Source organism: Acidovorax sp. DMC1 (assembly GCF_056314325.1).
In genome coordinates, this window is the sequence record NZ_JBQUYO010000012.1 from 1 (window position 1) to 14,830 (window position 14,830).

Annotated in this window: 14 protein-coding genes; 9 read left to right on the plus strand and 5 right to left on the minus strand. The window is 59.7% G+C overall.

Annotation, left to right across the window (positions count from 1 at the left end; all coding sequences use genetic code 11):
- The first annotated feature begins 49 nt into the window (after positions 1-49).
- From ACT531_RS20440 to ACT531_RS20460, 5 genes are read left to right on the plus strand one after another with little or no spacing between them, the layout of a single operon-like run.
- Positions 50-682, plus strand: a complete 633-nt coding sequence (locus ACT531_RS20440; protein WP_476018612.1) for an ATP-binding protein — start codon at positions 50-52, stop codon at positions 680-682.
- Positions 683-692: 10 nt separating this feature from the next.
- Positions 693-2,228 carry a DUF2779 domain-containing protein gene (locus ACT531_RS20445; protein WP_476018613.1) on the plus strand — a complete coding sequence of 512 codons (1,536 nt, stop codon included), beginning with the start codon at positions 693-695 and terminating at the stop codon, positions 2,226-2,228.
- Between the two features lies 1 nt (position 2,229).
- Complete coding sequence (locus tag ACT531_RS20450; protein ID WP_476018614.1) at positions 2,230-3,204, plus strand: helix-turn-helix transcriptional regulator; 975 nt, start codon at positions 2,230-2,232, stop codon at positions 3,202-3,204.
- A 4-nt stretch (positions 3,205-3,208) separates the two neighbouring features.
- Complete coding sequence (locus ACT531_RS20455) at positions 3,209-4,912, plus strand: DUF262 domain-containing protein (RefSeq protein WP_476018615.1); 1,704 nt, start codon at positions 3,209-3,211, stop codon at positions 4,910-4,912.
- A 17-nt stretch (positions 4,913-4,929) separates the two neighbouring features.
- Entirely contained in the window at positions 4,930-7,287 is a 2,358-nt protein-coding gene (locus tag ACT531_RS20460; RefSeq protein ID WP_476018616.1) for a DUF262 domain-containing protein, read from the plus strand.
- 42 nt (positions 7,288-7,329) lie between these two features.
- On the opposite strand, the gene ACT531_RS20465 is transcribed toward ACT531_RS20460, so the two are convergent.
- Positions 7,330-8,598: a tyrosine-type recombinase/integrase gene (locus ACT531_RS20465; RefSeq protein ID WP_476018617.1), complete on the minus strand. Its 1,269-nt coding sequence runs from the start codon at positions 8,596-8,598 to the stop codon at positions 7,330-7,332.
- A 357-nt stretch (positions 8,599-8,955) separates the two neighbouring features.
- Between ACT531_RS20465 and ACT531_RS20470 the strand changes: the two genes are divergently transcribed.
- The 3 genes from ACT531_RS20470 to ACT531_RS20480 all read left to right on the plus strand — a co-directional run bounded on the left by ACT531_RS20470 (position 8,956) and on the right by ACT531_RS20480 (position 10,754).
- Positions 8,956-9,735 carry an alpha/beta hydrolase gene (locus tag ACT531_RS20470; protein ID WP_238990860.1) on the plus strand — a complete coding sequence of 260 codons (780 nt, stop codon included), beginning with the start codon at positions 8,956-8,958 and terminating at the stop codon, positions 9,733-9,735.
- A 308-nt stretch (positions 9,736-10,043) separates the two neighbouring features.
- Positions 10,044-10,229: a hypothetical protein gene (locus ACT531_RS20475; RefSeq protein WP_015014689.1), complete on the plus strand. Its 186-nt coding sequence runs from the start codon at positions 10,044-10,046 to the stop codon at positions 10,227-10,229.
- A gap of 186 nt (positions 10,230-10,415) precedes the next feature.
- On the plus strand, positions 10,416-10,754 hold the full coding sequence (locus tag ACT531_RS20480) for a hypothetical protein (RefSeq protein WP_085944693.1): 339 nt from the start codon (positions 10,416-10,418) through the stop codon (positions 10,752-10,754).
- A 144-nt stretch (positions 10,755-10,898) separates the two neighbouring features.
- Here the strand turns inward: ACT531_RS20480 and ACT531_RS20485 are convergent, their stop codons facing one another.
- From ACT531_RS20485 to ACT531_RS20500, 4 genes are all read right to left on the minus strand, one after another.
- Entirely contained in the window at positions 10,899-11,588 is a 690-nt protein-coding gene (locus ACT531_RS20485; RefSeq protein ID WP_422847093.1) for a hypothetical protein, read from the minus strand.
- Entirely contained in the window at positions 11,585-12,610 is a 1,026-nt protein-coding gene (locus tag ACT531_RS20490; protein ID WP_476018618.1) for an MlaD family protein, read from the minus strand. The genes ACT531_RS20485 and ACT531_RS20490 overlap by 4 nt, the downstream gene beginning before the upstream one ends.
- A 50-nt stretch (positions 12,611-12,660) precedes the next feature.
- Positions 12,661-13,461: an MlaE family ABC transporter permease gene (locus ACT531_RS20495; protein WP_476018619.1), complete on the minus strand. Its 801-nt coding sequence runs from the start codon at positions 13,459-13,461 to the stop codon at positions 12,661-12,663.
- Between the two features lie 157 nt (positions 13,462-13,618).
- Positions 13,619-14,083, minus strand: coding sequence for a Cd(II)/Pb(II)-responsive transcriptional regulator (locus tag ACT531_RS20500; RefSeq protein WP_476018620.1), 465 nt, complete (start codon positions 14,081-14,083; stop codon positions 13,619-13,621).
- A 73-nt stretch (positions 14,084-14,156) separates the two neighbouring features.
- Here ACT531_RS20500 and ACT531_RS20505 point away from each other — a divergent pair, with 73 nt between their 5' ends.
- Complete coding sequence (locus ACT531_RS20505) at positions 14,157-14,828, plus strand: cation efflux transmembrane domain-containing protein (protein ID WP_422847095.1); 672 nt, start codon at positions 14,157-14,159, stop codon at positions 14,826-14,828.
- Positions 14,829-14,830: the final 2 nt, after the last annotated feature.

Below are 14,830 nucleotides of genomic sequence, written 5' to 3' on the forward strand. Positions count from 1 at the left end.
CTTCTTCTCTCCATGAACCACCTCCGGTTTCATCTTCCACCTTAACAAGGTGTCATCGAAACCGGCAGCAGCCCAGTATGGGCCGCCTGGCACCGGAAAGACCGCCTACGGTCGCTGGCTCGCTCAACAGCTCGGCGTTCCTCTGCTCGTCAAACGTGCTTCCGATCTGAAATCCAAGTGGCTGGGCGAGAGCGAAAAGAACATCGCCAAAGCCTTCCGCGAAGCGCAAAACGATGGCTCGGTCCTCTTGATCGATGAGGTGGACAGCTTTCTGCAAGATCGACGGGGCGCCCAACACAACTGGGAAGTGAGCGAGGTCAATGAAATGCTGACCCAGATGGAATCGTTCTCTGGCGTGTTTGTGGCCTCGACCAACCTGATGGACGGGCTGGATCAGGCGGCCCTTCGCCGGTTTGATCTCAAGGTGAAATTCGACTTTCTGCGCCCCGACCAGGCGTGGGAGCTGCTGTCGCGCCACTGCGAAGGACTCGGTCTGCAGCAACCGCTGCCAGAGGAGCAGGCCAGGGTTTCACGACTGGTTTCTCTGACGCCAGGCGATTTTGCAGCCGTGGTGCGCCAGCACCGATTCCGGCCCATCACATCTGCTGCCACTCTCATTGCGGCCCTCGAAGCCGAATGCGCGGTGAAACATGGCACGAATCGCGCCATTGGGTTTTTGTGAGCACAAACCCATGGGAGAATTTCTTTCAAACAAGAGGGAGTCGGCCTTGCGTGTGCTTTCCAAATCGAAGCTGCTGGCGTTTCGGCAGTGCCCCAAGCGACTGTGGCTGGAGGTCCATCGCCCGGAACTGCGAGAAGACTCCTCTGCAACCGAGGCCAGCTTCACGGTGGGCCACCAAGTTGGCGACATTGCCAGGCAGGTCTATGACCCCAAAGGCAAAGGCGCGCTGATCGATTTCAAAGTGGGAGGCTTCGAAGCAGCCTTTGCGCGGACGCAGGCTCTCCTGCAAGCGAATCAGCCGATTTTCGAGGCTGGATTCCGCGCCGAAGGAGCCCTGGCCTTTGCCGATGTGATGCTGCCGGTCAAGCGCGGCGGCAAACGGGCTTGGCGGATGGTGGAGGTGAAGTCATCCACCTCCGTCAAGGATTACCACCGGGACGACGCCGCCGTGCAAGCATTTCTGGCTCGCTCCTCGGGGGTGCCTCTGACTGGGATTGCGCTGGCCCATATTGATAGTTCATGGGTCTATCCAGGCGGTGGTGACTACAGCGGGCTGTTGGTCGAGAACGATCTGACCGATGAAGCGTTTTCACGCGGGACAGAAGTTCGCAGCTGGATCGAAGACTCCCATGGGATCGTTGCCAAGAAGAAGGAGCCTCGCGTCTCAACAGGCGAACAGTGCAATGCTCCCTATGAGTGTGGTTTCTTCTCCTATTGCCAAAGCCAGGAGCCTCAAGCAGAGCAGCCCTTGCATTGGCTGCCCGGGGCACAGAGCAAGGGACTGAAAGCACATGTTGAGGCCCACGGAGTGTGCGAACTACGCGATGTGCCGGATGCGCTGCTGAATGACAAGCAAAGGCGTGTGAAGGCGGCCACGCTCACGGGAAAGACGTACTTTGATCAGAAGAGTGCGTTGCAAGAACTGGCCCAGCACAAGCTGCCCGCGTTTTTTATGGATTTTGAAACCATCCAGTTCGCAGTACCGATCTGGAAAGGTACACGCCCTTACCAGCAGATCCCGTTTCAGTTCAGCGTGCATCGCCTCGCGCGTACCGGGAAGCTCGAACAGCAGGCTTTTCTTGATCTCTCGGGCGGTGACCCCTCAAAAGCCTTTGCTGAAGCATTGCTCAGTGCATGCGGCGAGCGTGGCCCCATCTTTGTCTACAACGCTGGTTTTGAAATGGCCCGGATCCGCGATCTGGCGCAGCGTTTTCCACGACTGTCCGAAGCCCTCCTGGCGCTGAACGAGCGTGTTGTGGATCTGCTGCCTGTGGCGCGTGAGCACTACTACCACCCAAGCCAGCAAGGGAGCTGGAGCATCAAGGCGGTACTCCCAGCGCTGTGCCCAGACTTGACCTACGGTGACCTTGATGGCGTCCAGGATGGCGGCATGGCCATGGAGGTTTTTCTGGAGGCGATCTCGCCGCAAACCTCGGCGGCACGCAAGGCTGAGATTGAGCACCAACTTCTGGCTTACTGCACGCTCGACACCTACGCCATGGTCCGCCTGTGGGCTGCGTTCTCCAACTCGTCTTTGAAGATCTGATATGGCGAAACGATCCGACACCCTCGAAACGGTCAAGCTCGCTGTCGAACTGCTGCGCCGCATTCCCCGTGGCCGCAAGGTCACTGCCAGCGAACTGCACGAGCAGCTCCAGCACGCAGGGATTGAACGCGAACTGCGCACCATCCAGCGGCAGTTGGAAATGCTCAGCGAGCACTTTGAGATCGAGCGCGACGACAGCAGCAAGCCCTATGGCTATCGATGGCTGGAGCAGGCCAAGGCACTGGCCGTGCCCAACCTCACCCCTCAAGAATCACTGCTACTGCAATTGGCGGAGGAACACCTCAAGAACTTGTTGCCGCCCCGGCTCATGAAGTCCATGGATGCGTTTTTCAGTCAAGCGAGACGCAATCTGGGACCGGAGAGCAGTGCACGCCTTGAACGGGAATGGCCAGGGAAGGTGCGTGTGGTGGCGACAAGCCAGCCGTTGCTACCGCCCAAGATTGTTTCCGGTGTGTTTGAGGCAGTGAGCGAAGCGCTGTACAGCAATCACTGGCTGCACATCGAATACAAGAATGCAGGCGGCAAACGCACCAGCGCAGACGTGATGCCGCTGGGCCTGGTGCAACAGGGATCGCGGCTGTATCTCGTTTGCCGTTACCAGGGCTTTGACAACGAACGCAACCTGGCTCTGAATCGCATTGCTGCAGCTGAAGTTTCAACGCTCACCTTCGAGCGGCCCAAGACGTTTGACCTCAAGCGCTATGACGATGATGGCCGTTTTGGGTTTGGTGAGGGAGAGAAGGTCCGCCTGGTTTTCCGCATTGAACGCAGTGCGGGATTACACCTCATGGAGTCTCCGTTGTCCGCTGATCAACAAGTGGTCGAGCGCAAGGACGGACAACTTGAAATCTCGGCCACGGTCGTCGATAGCTCGATGCTGGAATGGTGGCTGCGGGGGTTCGGAGACGCTGTCACCGAAGTGCGAAAACTACCTATGAATATCAACGAAAAGTAAAACGATGAGCTACAAACTGGAACACAAAACCATCGGCTTCGGCATCGATCCTATTAGCCGCTTGCCCACCAAGGGTATCGAGGGCGTGTTTTTCATACCCTCCTATCAGCGAGGGTACCGCTGGACTGCGGATGAAGTGACGAAACTGCTGGATGACATTTGGGAGAGTGGGGGCCAACAGTACAGCCTGCAACCTATCGTAGTCAAAAGCCATGGGGAGAATACGTGGGAACTGATAGATGGGCAGCAGAGGCTGACCACTCTGTGGATCCTCCTGCGGTTCATGCAGAAAGGTGCTGACCGCTACTCCCTACAGTACGAAACGCGTCCTGGAAGTCAGGAATATTTGCGACAGCTTGATGCTGGGCAAGCCGCCAAGAATATTGACTACTTCTTCATGCACCAGGCTCATGCAACCATCACCGATTGGTTTACCAACAAGATGGGGCCGCAATACACCCAGTTCCTAATTGACGAAATGTTCCGGTTCTTGTCCACCTCGGTGAAGGTGATCTGGTACCAAGCTCCGGCGGACACTCCTTCCATTCCCCTCTTTACCCGCCTAAATCAAGGCCGCATCCCGCTGACGGATGCGGAGCTGATTAAGGCGGTCTTGCTAACACGCATTGCCCAAACAAAGGCGGGACGTGAGACTGAAGTTGCGGCTCAATGGGACGGTATAGAGCGGGATCTCCAGCGCGATGACATCTGGGCGTTTATCGCTAGCCACAACGTACTTACGGCCGAGCCCCATGGAACTCGTATCGGGTTGCTGCTGGACACCCTCGCTCAAAAACCTGAAAAAGATGCACGCAGGTACTACACGTTCGACAAACTGCGGGAGAAAGCTGACACCAGAAGTTTGGAGTTCTGGGACGAAGTCGTTGCTCTACACGCACAGATCCTCGGATGGTTCGAAGAACCGCGTTGGTACAACAAGATCGGCTTCTTGGTCGCTTGCAGCATCTCCATCGGAGAAATTCTGCATCTAGCAAAAGGCCTGAACAAAAGCGCTTTCGACGATGCACTGACAGCACGCATCCGCGAGGTGCTGAAGATCAGTGCCAATGACCTTGATGATGCATTGCGATATGACGATCCCAAAGGTGGCCCCAAGCTGCAGCGCCTGTTGCTGCTATTTAACGTCGAGATCACCAACGGGCGTTTCCCGTTTGAAAAGCATGTGGGAGCTGCTTGGTCTCTCGAACACATCCATGCGCAAAACGCTCAAGACTTAACTCGTGCTGAGCAATGGGCAACCTGGTTGCGAGAGCACCGGCAAGCTTTACAGAACATCGAGACGGAGGAGAGGAAAGCGAGTATCGACGAGCTACTTACAGCGATTGATGAGGCAACCCCGAAGCTGCATACGCCTCGCTTTGGTCAAGAACACTTCAATGCCCTAGCTGCAGAAATATTGGTAGCTTTGAACGACGGAATAGTGGAAGGGGCCGATCACAGCATCGCAAACCTTTCGCTTCTCTCGCATGGTGCCAACGCCGCCCTAGGCAATGCAGTTTTTGAAGTCAAACGATCCAAAGTGCTCGCGATGGACAAGGCTGGCGACTACATCCCGACAGCCACGCGCAATGTGTTCCTGAAGTATTACACCGACGCAGGGCGCCTACAGCCGCACTTCTGGGGTGAGGCCGACAAGACCGCCTATCTGCGAGAAATCAAAGACAAGCTGGCTTCCTATCTGCAATGACCAACAGGCATCCAACAATGAACACCTCCATCAACGACAGCACTCCTACCAGCCTAGCCCAGTTGTTCAGCCAGACCATCAATGGAACGCAAGTTCGGGCGATAGAAATTCCACTCTTCCAACGCGACTACGCACAAGGCCGCAATAGCGACCAAGCTCGCCACGTTCGCGAACGGTTCATTGCGGACCTTTGCAGTGCGCTGGATGGCGACAAGGAACTCCACCTTGACTTCGTTTTTGGCGATGTGGTCAACGGAACGCTATACCCTTTGGACGGTCAGCAACGACTGACGACACTGTTTCTGCTGCACTGCTATCTTTGCTGGCAGCTCACACCTGCTCTCGATGCCCCGCAATCATGGCACGCCTTTCACTACGCGACTCGCCCTGGGGCTCGTGCCTTTTGCCAGTTCTTGACTCGATGCCGACCTGACATAGGCGAACCGCAGCTGTCGAAATGGCTGTGCGATCAGGCCGACTACCTGCCTACCTGGAAACATGATCCCACCATTCAGGGAATGCTGGTGGTGCTTGACGCACTTCACGATCGCTACAAAGGCTGTCCTCCAAGCCAATTGCTTGCTGCTTGGCAGCGGCTCACTGATCCGGTAAAGCCCGCCATCAGTTTTCTTCTGCTTCCGGTCGCGTCACAAAAGCTCGACAACACACTCTATGTCAAGATGAACTCGCGCGGCAGGCCGCTCACAGAGTTCGAAAACTTCAAAGCTGAGCTGGAATCACTGCTGCGTCAAAACCTCGCTATCTCGGAACAGGCCGTGGATGCCTTCTCGCGCAAGATCGATACCGACTGGGCCGATCTGTTCTGGGAATACCGGGGTAACAATGACCTGATTGATGAAGAGTTCATGCGCTACCTGCGCTTTCTCTTCGAGGTACAGGCTTGGAAGCGAGGTATTCATGTCGATCTGAGCCAAAGCGACCAGAGAGCGCTCACTGAACTCTCCGAGAAGTTGTTTGGCAGTGCCGCTACTGATGCAGCGGACAATTTCGACTGGGTGGTTAAGGCCCTAGACATCTGGCTGCAGGTGCAGGCCGACGGGATTAGTGGAGCAAAAGCGATAAAGCCACTTTTCTCCCAGCTCTTCACGCGCCATCCAAGCACGACAACCCAGCCGCTACGCATTTTCAATTTCCGCGACTTCGATGAAGGCAGCATAGGAGTGGACATGTTCCATGGCTGCTGCGCTCTTTATGGAACGGGTAGTTGGAGGCTGGCACATACGTTGCTGTTCTACGGCGCACTGCAAGGATGTTTGGCTGGCACCTATCCACTACCACACATCCAACTGCGACTGTTGCGCAATCTGATAGAGGCCTCGCAGGACGAAATCCGTGCTGGCGAACGGAACAATATGCCTGCGTTGCTAGGTGAGGTCGAAAAGATCATGGCGCGCGGACCTCTTACCGACATCGCAACGTTCAACCAGGTACAAGTTGCCAACGAGGTTGCAAAGCAAGCACTACTGTCCGCGCAGCCGTCACTGCAAGAAGCCTTACACCGCCTGGAAGACCATGAATTGCTACGGGGTGGCTTGACCGCGTTTGATCTTGATCCAGCCCAAAGCAGCACCGGCTTTGAGAACCACGCTGTGCAGTTTCAAGCGCTATTCGAAGCACCGTTTGGCAATGTCACTGCGGCCTTGCTGGCGAAAGGAAATGAGGGTCGTGGCCACATTCGAACGTCCGGCCATCGCTTCGCTTACCTAGGTGCACCGCGTCAAACCAGTCCGTGGGAGAACCACTGGCGCGCAAGACGTGGTGAAGTCCCGCATTCCAGCGCTGGTGCACTGGCAGCCTTACTCGACGATATGACGACGGGATCGTCATTGAAAGATGTCATCGGTGCTTACTTGAATGCTCCTTCAACCCCGAAAGACTGGCGCTACTACATGGTGAAGTACGAAGCTATGCGGGCCGGAGACTCCGGGTGTTATGTCATTGCACCCTACCCTGGGTACTCCATGTGCATGCTTAAGGGAGACTCCTGCGACAACCGCAGCTATCACAGCGACGCTTACCTGCTAGCAGCAGTCACCGTTGCCCAGATATCGCAAACGCAGATTGCCAACTCTGGGTGGCCGCGCTGCTTTCCTGGCTACGAAACTGAGAGTCGCTCTTTGGAACTCCGGAACAGCCGAATCAAAATTCGGTGCGCCGCAGAAGGTTGGCAATTTGATGGTGTTCCTGAGAACGGAATGGAGCGTGAGAAATTTGATCGTGTCGTAGGCCAGTACCCCGAATACGACGCCTCGCTGAAGGCCTATATCGTCCCGCAAGAAGGTGGCATCGATACTGAAGACCGCGTTGCGATTGGTGGGCAACTCATACGCGACTTGGTATCCACTGGTCTTTAAATCGATCTGAAACGACCCAGGTTTCCTGGGTCGTTCAAGGCGTCACTTCTTTTTGATCAAATTGGCGATCCCATCGTAATTGGATTTTTTCAAATCAGCGCTGACTTGGGGCGTTGAGCAATAAACTGCCCAAGCATCCATCAACTCACGTCGCTTCGCCAACTGTGTACTGCGCGCATAAGCAGCTTCTGCCTTGTCTTTGAGTTGATGCGCCAGCGCGTTTTCGATGACCTCTTTGGGGAAATGGGTTGTATCTCCAGCCCAGTCACGAAAACTAGAGCGAAAACCATGCACTGTGATGTCCGTGTGACCCATCCTCCGGAGAATCGAGGTGAGCGTCATATCGGACAAAGGTTTGTTCTCCTTTGTGGCGCTCGGAAATATTAGCTCGCAACCTTCCAGTTTTGGAAGGTTGCGAAGCAGATCTAGTGCAGACTTGGAAAGTGGGACCGTGTGCTCCTTGCCCGCTTTCATTCGCCCCGCTGGTATGACCCACTCTTTGCGGTCAATATCGATTTCGGACCAGGTTGCCATCCGAACTTCACCAGAACGAGCGGCAGTCAGAATCGCAAATTCCAAGGCTTTAACCCCCAGACCTTCTTTCGCGCGGAGTTCCACCATGAAGGATGGCACCGACTGATATGCCAGGGCGCTAAAGTGCTCTACCTTCGCAATCTTGGATGGCTTCGCCAGCAGGGTGTCTAGGTGGCCCCGCCAGCGTGCTGGGTTATCACCTTGCCGATACTTACTGGTAGTAGCCCAAGCCAGTACCGTTTCAATGCGACCTCTCAAGCGGGCCGCCGTCTCTGTCTTGGTTGTCCAAATGGGTTGCAGGCACTTCACCACCAGATCGGTATCAATAGAGTTCACCGGTAGCTTACCCATCAATGGGTAGGCATAGGTCTCCAGTGTGCTCATCCACTGCGCGATGTGCTTGGGGTTCTTCCACTCATGGCGCTTGGCCTCGATGCAGGCCATCGCACATTCCTCGAACGTCATTTCGCGGGCCTTCACCAAGCGACGCTCGTTCACTTGGGCACGCCGCACGGCAACAGGATCCACCGGCTCTGTTGGATGATGAACCTGCTGCCTAGCCTGAAGCGCCAACCGCCTGGCTTCCGACAGCCCGACCGCTGCAAGGCTACCCAGTCCCATGTTTCGACGCTTACCGTCCGTGCCGGTGTACCGAAAAACCCAGGATCGGGAAGTACCTCGGACAAACAAGTACAGCCCCCCGCCGTCTCCGTGCCAACCGTCCTTCAGTTTGGTTAGAACAATTGCCGGCAGTTTGCCGGGCGTATGCGATCCCACGATTAGCCCTCTGTATACCAATTGCGATGGATTTTAGTATACCTTTTTGTATGCCTTTTTGGTTTGGATAGAGCAAGGTTTTGCTGGACGCCAATGGACAATAAATGCAGGATAAATTCATACATTTCAACGATTTAAAGCACTCCATCGATCACTACTGGGCGTCCTTGGATATGGCGGAGGTAGACGCCCTCTCCGCCATATATCAACCCAAGTGATTCCGGTCACTTGGGTTTTTTGTTGTCTGGCGAGCCTTTCTTGCGCACAGTGGCTTTGTGTGCCACGGCTACCCGCTGAACCTTGCCCACGGGGCGCTCCGGTTGATGTGCTGTCAATGAAACCCCTGGAGGTCTGCACATGCTGATGCGTTGGAAGTTCTTCGGTATCTGCTGGGGGTTGGCAACCCTGATGGTGCCAGCGTGGGCCGAAGGGACGCTGTTCAAAGTGCCCACCCGCGAAGGAGTGACCCACACGCTGTTCTGGGAGGCTGCGCCGAAAGCCAAGGCCACGGTACTTCTTTTTCCAGGCGGCGCGGGCGGGTTCGGCAAGGTGGAGGATGGCCGCGCCACCGGTGGCAACTTTCTCGTCCGGTCTGCGCCGTATTTCATAGCGCATGGATACAACGTGGCGATCTTTGGACGGCCCAGCGACATGGAGCTGGGCTGGACCGAACGCACAGGTGCGGCGCACATGACCGACATCGCCAAAGTGCTGGAACTTGTGAAGCGCCAAAGCGACCTGCCGGTGTGGGTGGTGGGCACCAGCCGAGGCACGGTGTCCGCGACAGCCATGGCCGTTCATGTCAAAGACCCGGTGATTGCAGGGCTGGTGCTGACCTCCAGCATCGTGCGCCGAAGCACACCGGGCGCGGTGCCCGCACAAAACCTGCAAGCCATCGAGCTGCCGGTGCTGGTCTACCACCACGCCAGGGACGGCTGCAAACACTGCCAGGCCAGCGACACGCCTGCCATCCTCGAAGGGCTGACGCGGGCGCCCGTCAAAAAGCTGATGGTGGTGGATGGCGGTTCCAACCCGGTGGGAGACGAGTGCGCGGCGCAGCACTGGCATGGATTCATCGGCATGGAGCAGGAAGCGATTGGACAAATTACCGCGTGGATTCAGGCGCCCAAGCCTTGAACCCTTGTCGGCGGGGAGGACACGAGTGGGTCACTCCAAGGGCCTCCTCCACAGCACGTCCACAGTGCACTCCAGGCGCCGCTCAGCGGGCCTATTCAGTGCAAATCCCCCAGCTGACGGGAAGCCGAAGGTTTCTGGATTCTTTGTAAAGGCAACAGCCCGTAACAGTTGCCCATAGACACCCGGTATCGCACTTGTCTTACACGCGGAACTGCGGCACTTTGCTGAAATCCTAGCCAGCAGCCATTGAGGTTGCACTGGGAGGTCATTGCGGCCCCTCACCCCTTTTTGCTGAAAAGGACTTCATCATGAAACGCCATTCCTTACCGCCGGGAGCGCGCGCGCTGGTCGCGTTCATCGGCACCGTGGTGCTGGCAGTGCTGGCGGCGGTGTCGTTGTTGATGCCGGACGTGGCCGTGCAGTCTGTGGACTCGATGTCGAACGGGCTCACGGGGCTGGATCAGATCTTGTCCACCAGCTTTCTGGATCACTGAGCGCCGGAGCGAGCCGGCATCGTTGGCGCTGCGCTGCAGCGTGTGTGGGTCCAAAGAGCAACACGGTAGCAAAAAGCATAGCATCGGAGTACCATTCGGCGCTGCACACCGGGAGTTTTCGGTGGCATTCTGGAATGGAGGACGATCGTGACCACACGTTTTCGCATCTCTGCAAACCGTTTTTCCTTGATTCATTACCCAAAATTCTGGGGATCGATTGCGCTGCTGGCCGTTTTGGCTGGCTGCTCCAGCCCCCGCGACAACGCCCTGGATGAGTTCTCGCGCTGGTATGACGGTGCCAGGGCCCAGGCGCAGGCAGGGGCCATGAGCTGGAGCGAGCTTTACAAGCAAAGCTTTGACCGCCTGACCGCCCTGCCCCCTTCGCTGCAGCAGGACACGCGCCTTGAAAACACCGTGCTGCTGCTGTCTGTAGCCCGCAAGCTGGAGTCCAACGAAATCAGCCCCCAGCAGTTCGCCATGGAGCGGGACGACATCGAGACCCAATTGCAGGCTCGCTTGCGTTGATAGAAGCGGCTGCTACCAGCGGCGACCAGAGCCCTGCTACGGGCCCAAAGTCACTGCGAGCGCGCCTGTTGAAGCAGCCACTTTGACGGCGCCTCGCTCCCGGTATCCAATGCCTTACCCATCGCCCCCGCGTGGCGTGACTGGCTAACGGGGCAAGCCCGCCGACTGCTCAACCACGCTCACGCGGCGGCGCAAGGCGTCGGCTGCAGCAGCGTCGCCAGCGGCTTCAGCCCGTTGCACCTGTAGCAGCAACCACGCCATCAGCGGCCTGCGCCAGCCCTGTGCCGACGCAGTCTCGGTGGCTGTGGCGATGACTGCGGGGCTGGCCTTCCCTGTCTGCAACAAGACACCCGCCGCCACCAGGCGTGAAAGAGGGTCGGCAATGCCCGCCAAGCTGGTAGCGTTGCCCGCCGTAGCGACGGCACGCTGTGCGGGTGGCAACAGAGCCACCTGACCGGCTTGAACGCGGCCCGCCAGATAGTCGGCGTAGGCCTGCTCGGGCGCTGCGGCATCGGCCCGCAAGGCCTCAAAACGCTCGCAGGGTTCGGTGACCAGACTCGCCACCTGGGCCGCACAGCGCATCAGCTCCAGGCGGGCGAGCAGATCGGGGCGGCCCGTGCGCGCCACTTCGGCGCGAGCACGGTCCCATTCAAGCTTTTCCACGCGCGCATTGCCAGACAGGTAGGCCTCGATGGCCTTCTGAGTCGCGCCCTGGGCGTTCATCTGCCAGTCGGGCACCGGGGGTTGGCTGGAACACGCAGCCAACGCGAAGGCGCAGCCGATGGACAGGAGCCGCAACGCAGCCCGCAAACGAAGTGCAGCAGAGGGGTTCATGGCAGCTTCAGCTCCGTGTCGCGTGCAAAGGGCCATTTGCGGTTGATCTCGTTGACCAGGCTTTCCACCTTGCGCAGGTTGCTTTCCACCTCGGCACGCAGCGCGCCCAGGTCGGTGGTGGCCTCGCGGGCATTGGCGCCGATGGCCTGGGCCTCCACCAGCACCGCGTCCACCTTCTTCAGGCTGGTGCGGGTGTCGGTCAGCAAGCCGTTGAGCTGTGCCACGGTGGCACGCACCTCGGGCACCAGCGCGTCCTTGTTGCCCTCGCTGCCAAACACCTGCTTGTCAGCGCGGGCGGCCATGCCGTCCAGGCGCGCCAGCAGCGCGTTGGTGCGCTCCAGGGTGGCCACGATCCTTTTCGCGTCCGCTTCGTTGCCCATCAGCACGCCCAAGGCACCGCCCGGGCCATTGAGCCGCTCCGTGAGGGCCTTGACGTTGGTCAGGGTGCTGCCCAGCGCAGCGTCGGGCGACGTGAGGGCGTTCAGGTTGGTCAGCAGCTCGCGTGCGGTGGCCATGAGCTGCGGGATCTCCGCCGTCGCGTCGCCGCGCAACACGGGCCGCACGGCGCCATCGGGCAGTGCGGGGTCGGTCAGGATGCCGGAGTACGCCCGGATGTTGGTGCCCCCCACCAGACCGCGCACCAGCGTGAACACGCTGGACTCGCGCAGCCAGTGTGCGTCCTTGCGGGGCACGTCCACCAGGATGCGGGCATTGCCCGATTCGGCCAGCTCGATGCGCCGCACGCGGCCAATGGGAAAGCCCGAGAAGGTCATGTCCATGCCCACCACCACGCCTTCGGAGTCATCGGCCGTCAGCACCAGCGTCTGCGTGGGCTCAAAAGCACCCCGCGCATACAGCAGGTACAGGCCCGAACCCACGATGAGGGCCAGGGTGAACAACAGCAGCGCCGCAGCCTTGAGTTCCAGATAGGCCACCGGGCGCAGGGTCTCGACCGGGGGATTATCAGCCCCGGCGGGAGGTGCAGCGGGGCCTTGCGACGGCTTGGAAGGATGGTCGTTCATGTCGTGGGGTTGTGCGGGTGGGTGCGAGTGGGTGCGACTGGCGCAGGCCGTCAGTAGTAGTTGCCCATGAGCGATGCCACCTCGATCAGCAGCAGCACCGCAAACATGCGGGCCAGGCCGCCCAGTTCCGAGTCCGGCTGCGTGCGCTCACCGCTGTCATACAAGCCAGCCGCCATGGGAATGAGCGCCACGGCCAGGCTGAAGAACAGGGTCTTGAGCACAAACACCATGGTCACGCTGGGCGAAAACACCTGGCCGAACATGCGCGTGTAGCTGGACAGGCCCGCCGTGTTGAAGCCGTACACCCCCAGGTACGCCAGCACCAGCGCCACCACGCAACTGAGCGCAGCCAGCGTGACGCAGGCAAACACCCCGGCAATCACGCGGGGCAGCAGCTCGATGCGCACCGGGTCGGAGCCCTGGCGGCGCAGCGCCTCAAACCGGCCGGTGAGCCTCAGATGCGCCAGCTGCGAGCCGTTGGGGATGGTGCAACGCATGGCCACAAACAAGGCGGCCGTGAGCGGGATCAGCTCCAGCACCAGCACTCGGATCACCATCTCCAGCGCGTAGCGCGACAGACCGTAGCTCAGCGCCGTGACCACCACGATGCGTGTGAGCACCAGGCTGATGAGCGCGGCCAGCACCGTAAAGCCCACCAGCACCGGCGCCGTGTCCAGATACAGGTGCCGGGCCAGCGCGCGGCGGGTGCCCTTGCCGTAACTGGACGGAGACAACACCAGCACCAGCACCACCGCGCCCAGGTACAGGATGCGCCACCAGGCCACCGCCCAGCGCCGCGCCGTGTTCCACACACGTTCGGGCAGGGAGAGGCCGGGAAGGCGCGAGATCATGGGCGGATCATAGCGGGGGCATGCGCCAGGGCAGCCCATGGCAGGTTGCTGGAGACATTTGAGCCATTTTCGGGCGGTAGCGCTAGAAGGATATGCCTAAGCAGCTATCAATTAAGTAGCAAATGGCAAGCACACCACCACACCGCACAACAACTGCTCACACATGGCGCTTGCCCTGGCTGGGCGTGGCGCCGGCGCCCACGGGCTGCGCATCAGCCCGCGCATGAAGCGCTTCAATGATGTGGCAGGTGGCATCCGCGCCATCACAGCGGCTGCGCAGCGCCTGCAGGTCGGCCTCCAGCGCCTGCAGCTCGGCCAGGCGGGTGCGCACATGCACCAGGTGTGCATCCAGCGTGTCGCAGGCGGCATGGCAGTCGGTCTTGCTGTCCCAGTCCAGCGCCAGCAAGGTCCTGACCTCGTCCAGCGACATGTCCATGGCGCGGCACAGGCGGATGAAACGCAGCTGGTGCACGTCGGCGCTGCTGTACAGGCGGTAGCTGTTGTCGCCGCGCGCGCCGGGCGGCAGCAGCCTCTCTTTTTCGTAATACCGGATGTTGGCGGCCGACACGCCGGACTGCTGAGCGGCCTCGCCGATGCGGAACTGTGCAGCGTGGGGGTCCATGGGCTTGACCTTCAAGTGACTTCAAGGTTTCCAATGATGCCATCGCTTTCCAAAACTGCCAGGAGAAAACACCATGTCCGCCCATTGCCATCACGGCCACCACGACCACGGCGCCCCCGGCCACAGCCACGAAGCCCCCGCCAGCGCAGACCCGCGCTACCGCCGCATCCTGTGGATTGCACTCATCGTCAACGCCGCCATGTTTGTGGTGGAACTGGGCGCGGGCACCCAGTCGGGCTCGGCGTCGCTGCTGGCCGACGCCATCGACTTTCTGGGCGATGCAGCCAACTACGGCCTGTCGCTGTGGGTGCTGGCCATGGCGCTGACCTGGCGGGCACGTGCCGCGCTGCTCAAGGGGGCCAGCATGCTGGCCTTTGGCGTGTTCGTGATCGGCCGGGTGGCGTGGGGGGTGTGGCAAGGGGTGCCGCCCGAGCCCTTCACCATGGGTGGCGTGGGCCTGCTGGCGCTGGCGGCCAACCTGGGGGTGGCCGCCCTGCTCTACGCCTGGCGCGAGGGCGATGCCAACATGCGCGGCGTGTGGCTGTGCACGCGCAACGACGCGCTGGGCAACCTGGCAGTGATGGCCGCTGCGCTGGGAGTGCTGGGCACGGGCACGGCCTGGCCCGATCTGGTGGTGGCCGCCGTCATGGCCGGCCTGGCCATCAGCGGCGGCTGGAGCGTGATCCGCCATGCACGGCAAGAGCTGGCCAGCACCGCAGACGCCCCCGCAGCCCACGGGCACTGAGC

Bases quoted from the DNA above. Each gene is read 5' to 3' on its own strand.
- ACT531_RS20495 (WP_476018619.1), bottom strand. From the start codon at position 13,461: ATGATCTCGCGCCTTCCCGGCCTCTCCCTGCCCGAACGTGTGTGGAAC.
- ACT531_RS20460 (WP_476018616.1), top strand. From the start codon at position 4,930: ATGAACACCTCCATCAACGACAGCACTCCTACCAGCCTAGCCCAGTTG.
- ACT531_RS20455 (WP_476018615.1), top strand. From the start codon at position 3,209: ATGAGCTACAAACTGGAACACAAAACCATCGGCTTCGGCATCGATCCT.
- ACT531_RS20505 (WP_422847095.1), top strand. From the start codon at position 14,157: ATGTCCGCCCATTGCCATCACGGCCACCACGACCACGGCGCCCCCGGC.
- ACT531_RS20445 (WP_476018613.1), top strand. From the start codon at position 693: ATGGGAGAATTTCTTTCAAACAAGAGGGAGTCGGCCTTGCGTGTGCTT.
- ACT531_RS20450 (WP_476018614.1), top strand. From the start codon at position 2,230: ATGGCGAAACGATCCGACACCCTCGAAACGGTCAAGCTCGCTGTCGAA.
- ACT531_RS20490 (WP_476018618.1), bottom strand. From the start codon at position 12,610: ATGAACGACCATCCTTCCAAGCCGTCGCAAGGCCCCGCTGCACCTCCC.
- ACT531_RS20475 (WP_015014689.1), top strand. From the start codon at position 10,044: ATGAAACGCCATTCCTTACCGCCGGGAGCGCGCGCGCTGGTCGCGTTC.
- ACT531_RS20470 (WP_238990860.1), top strand. From the start codon at position 8,956: ATGCTGATGCGTTGGAAGTTCTTCGGTATCTGCTGGGGGTTGGCAACC.
- ACT531_RS20485 (WP_422847093.1), bottom strand. From the start codon at position 11,588: ATGAACCCCTCTGCTGCACTTCGTTTGCGGGCTGCGTTGCGGCTCCTG.
- ACT531_RS20500 (WP_476018620.1), bottom strand. From the start codon at position 14,083: ATGGACCCCCACGCTGCACAGTTCCGCATCGGCGAGGCCGCTCAGCAG.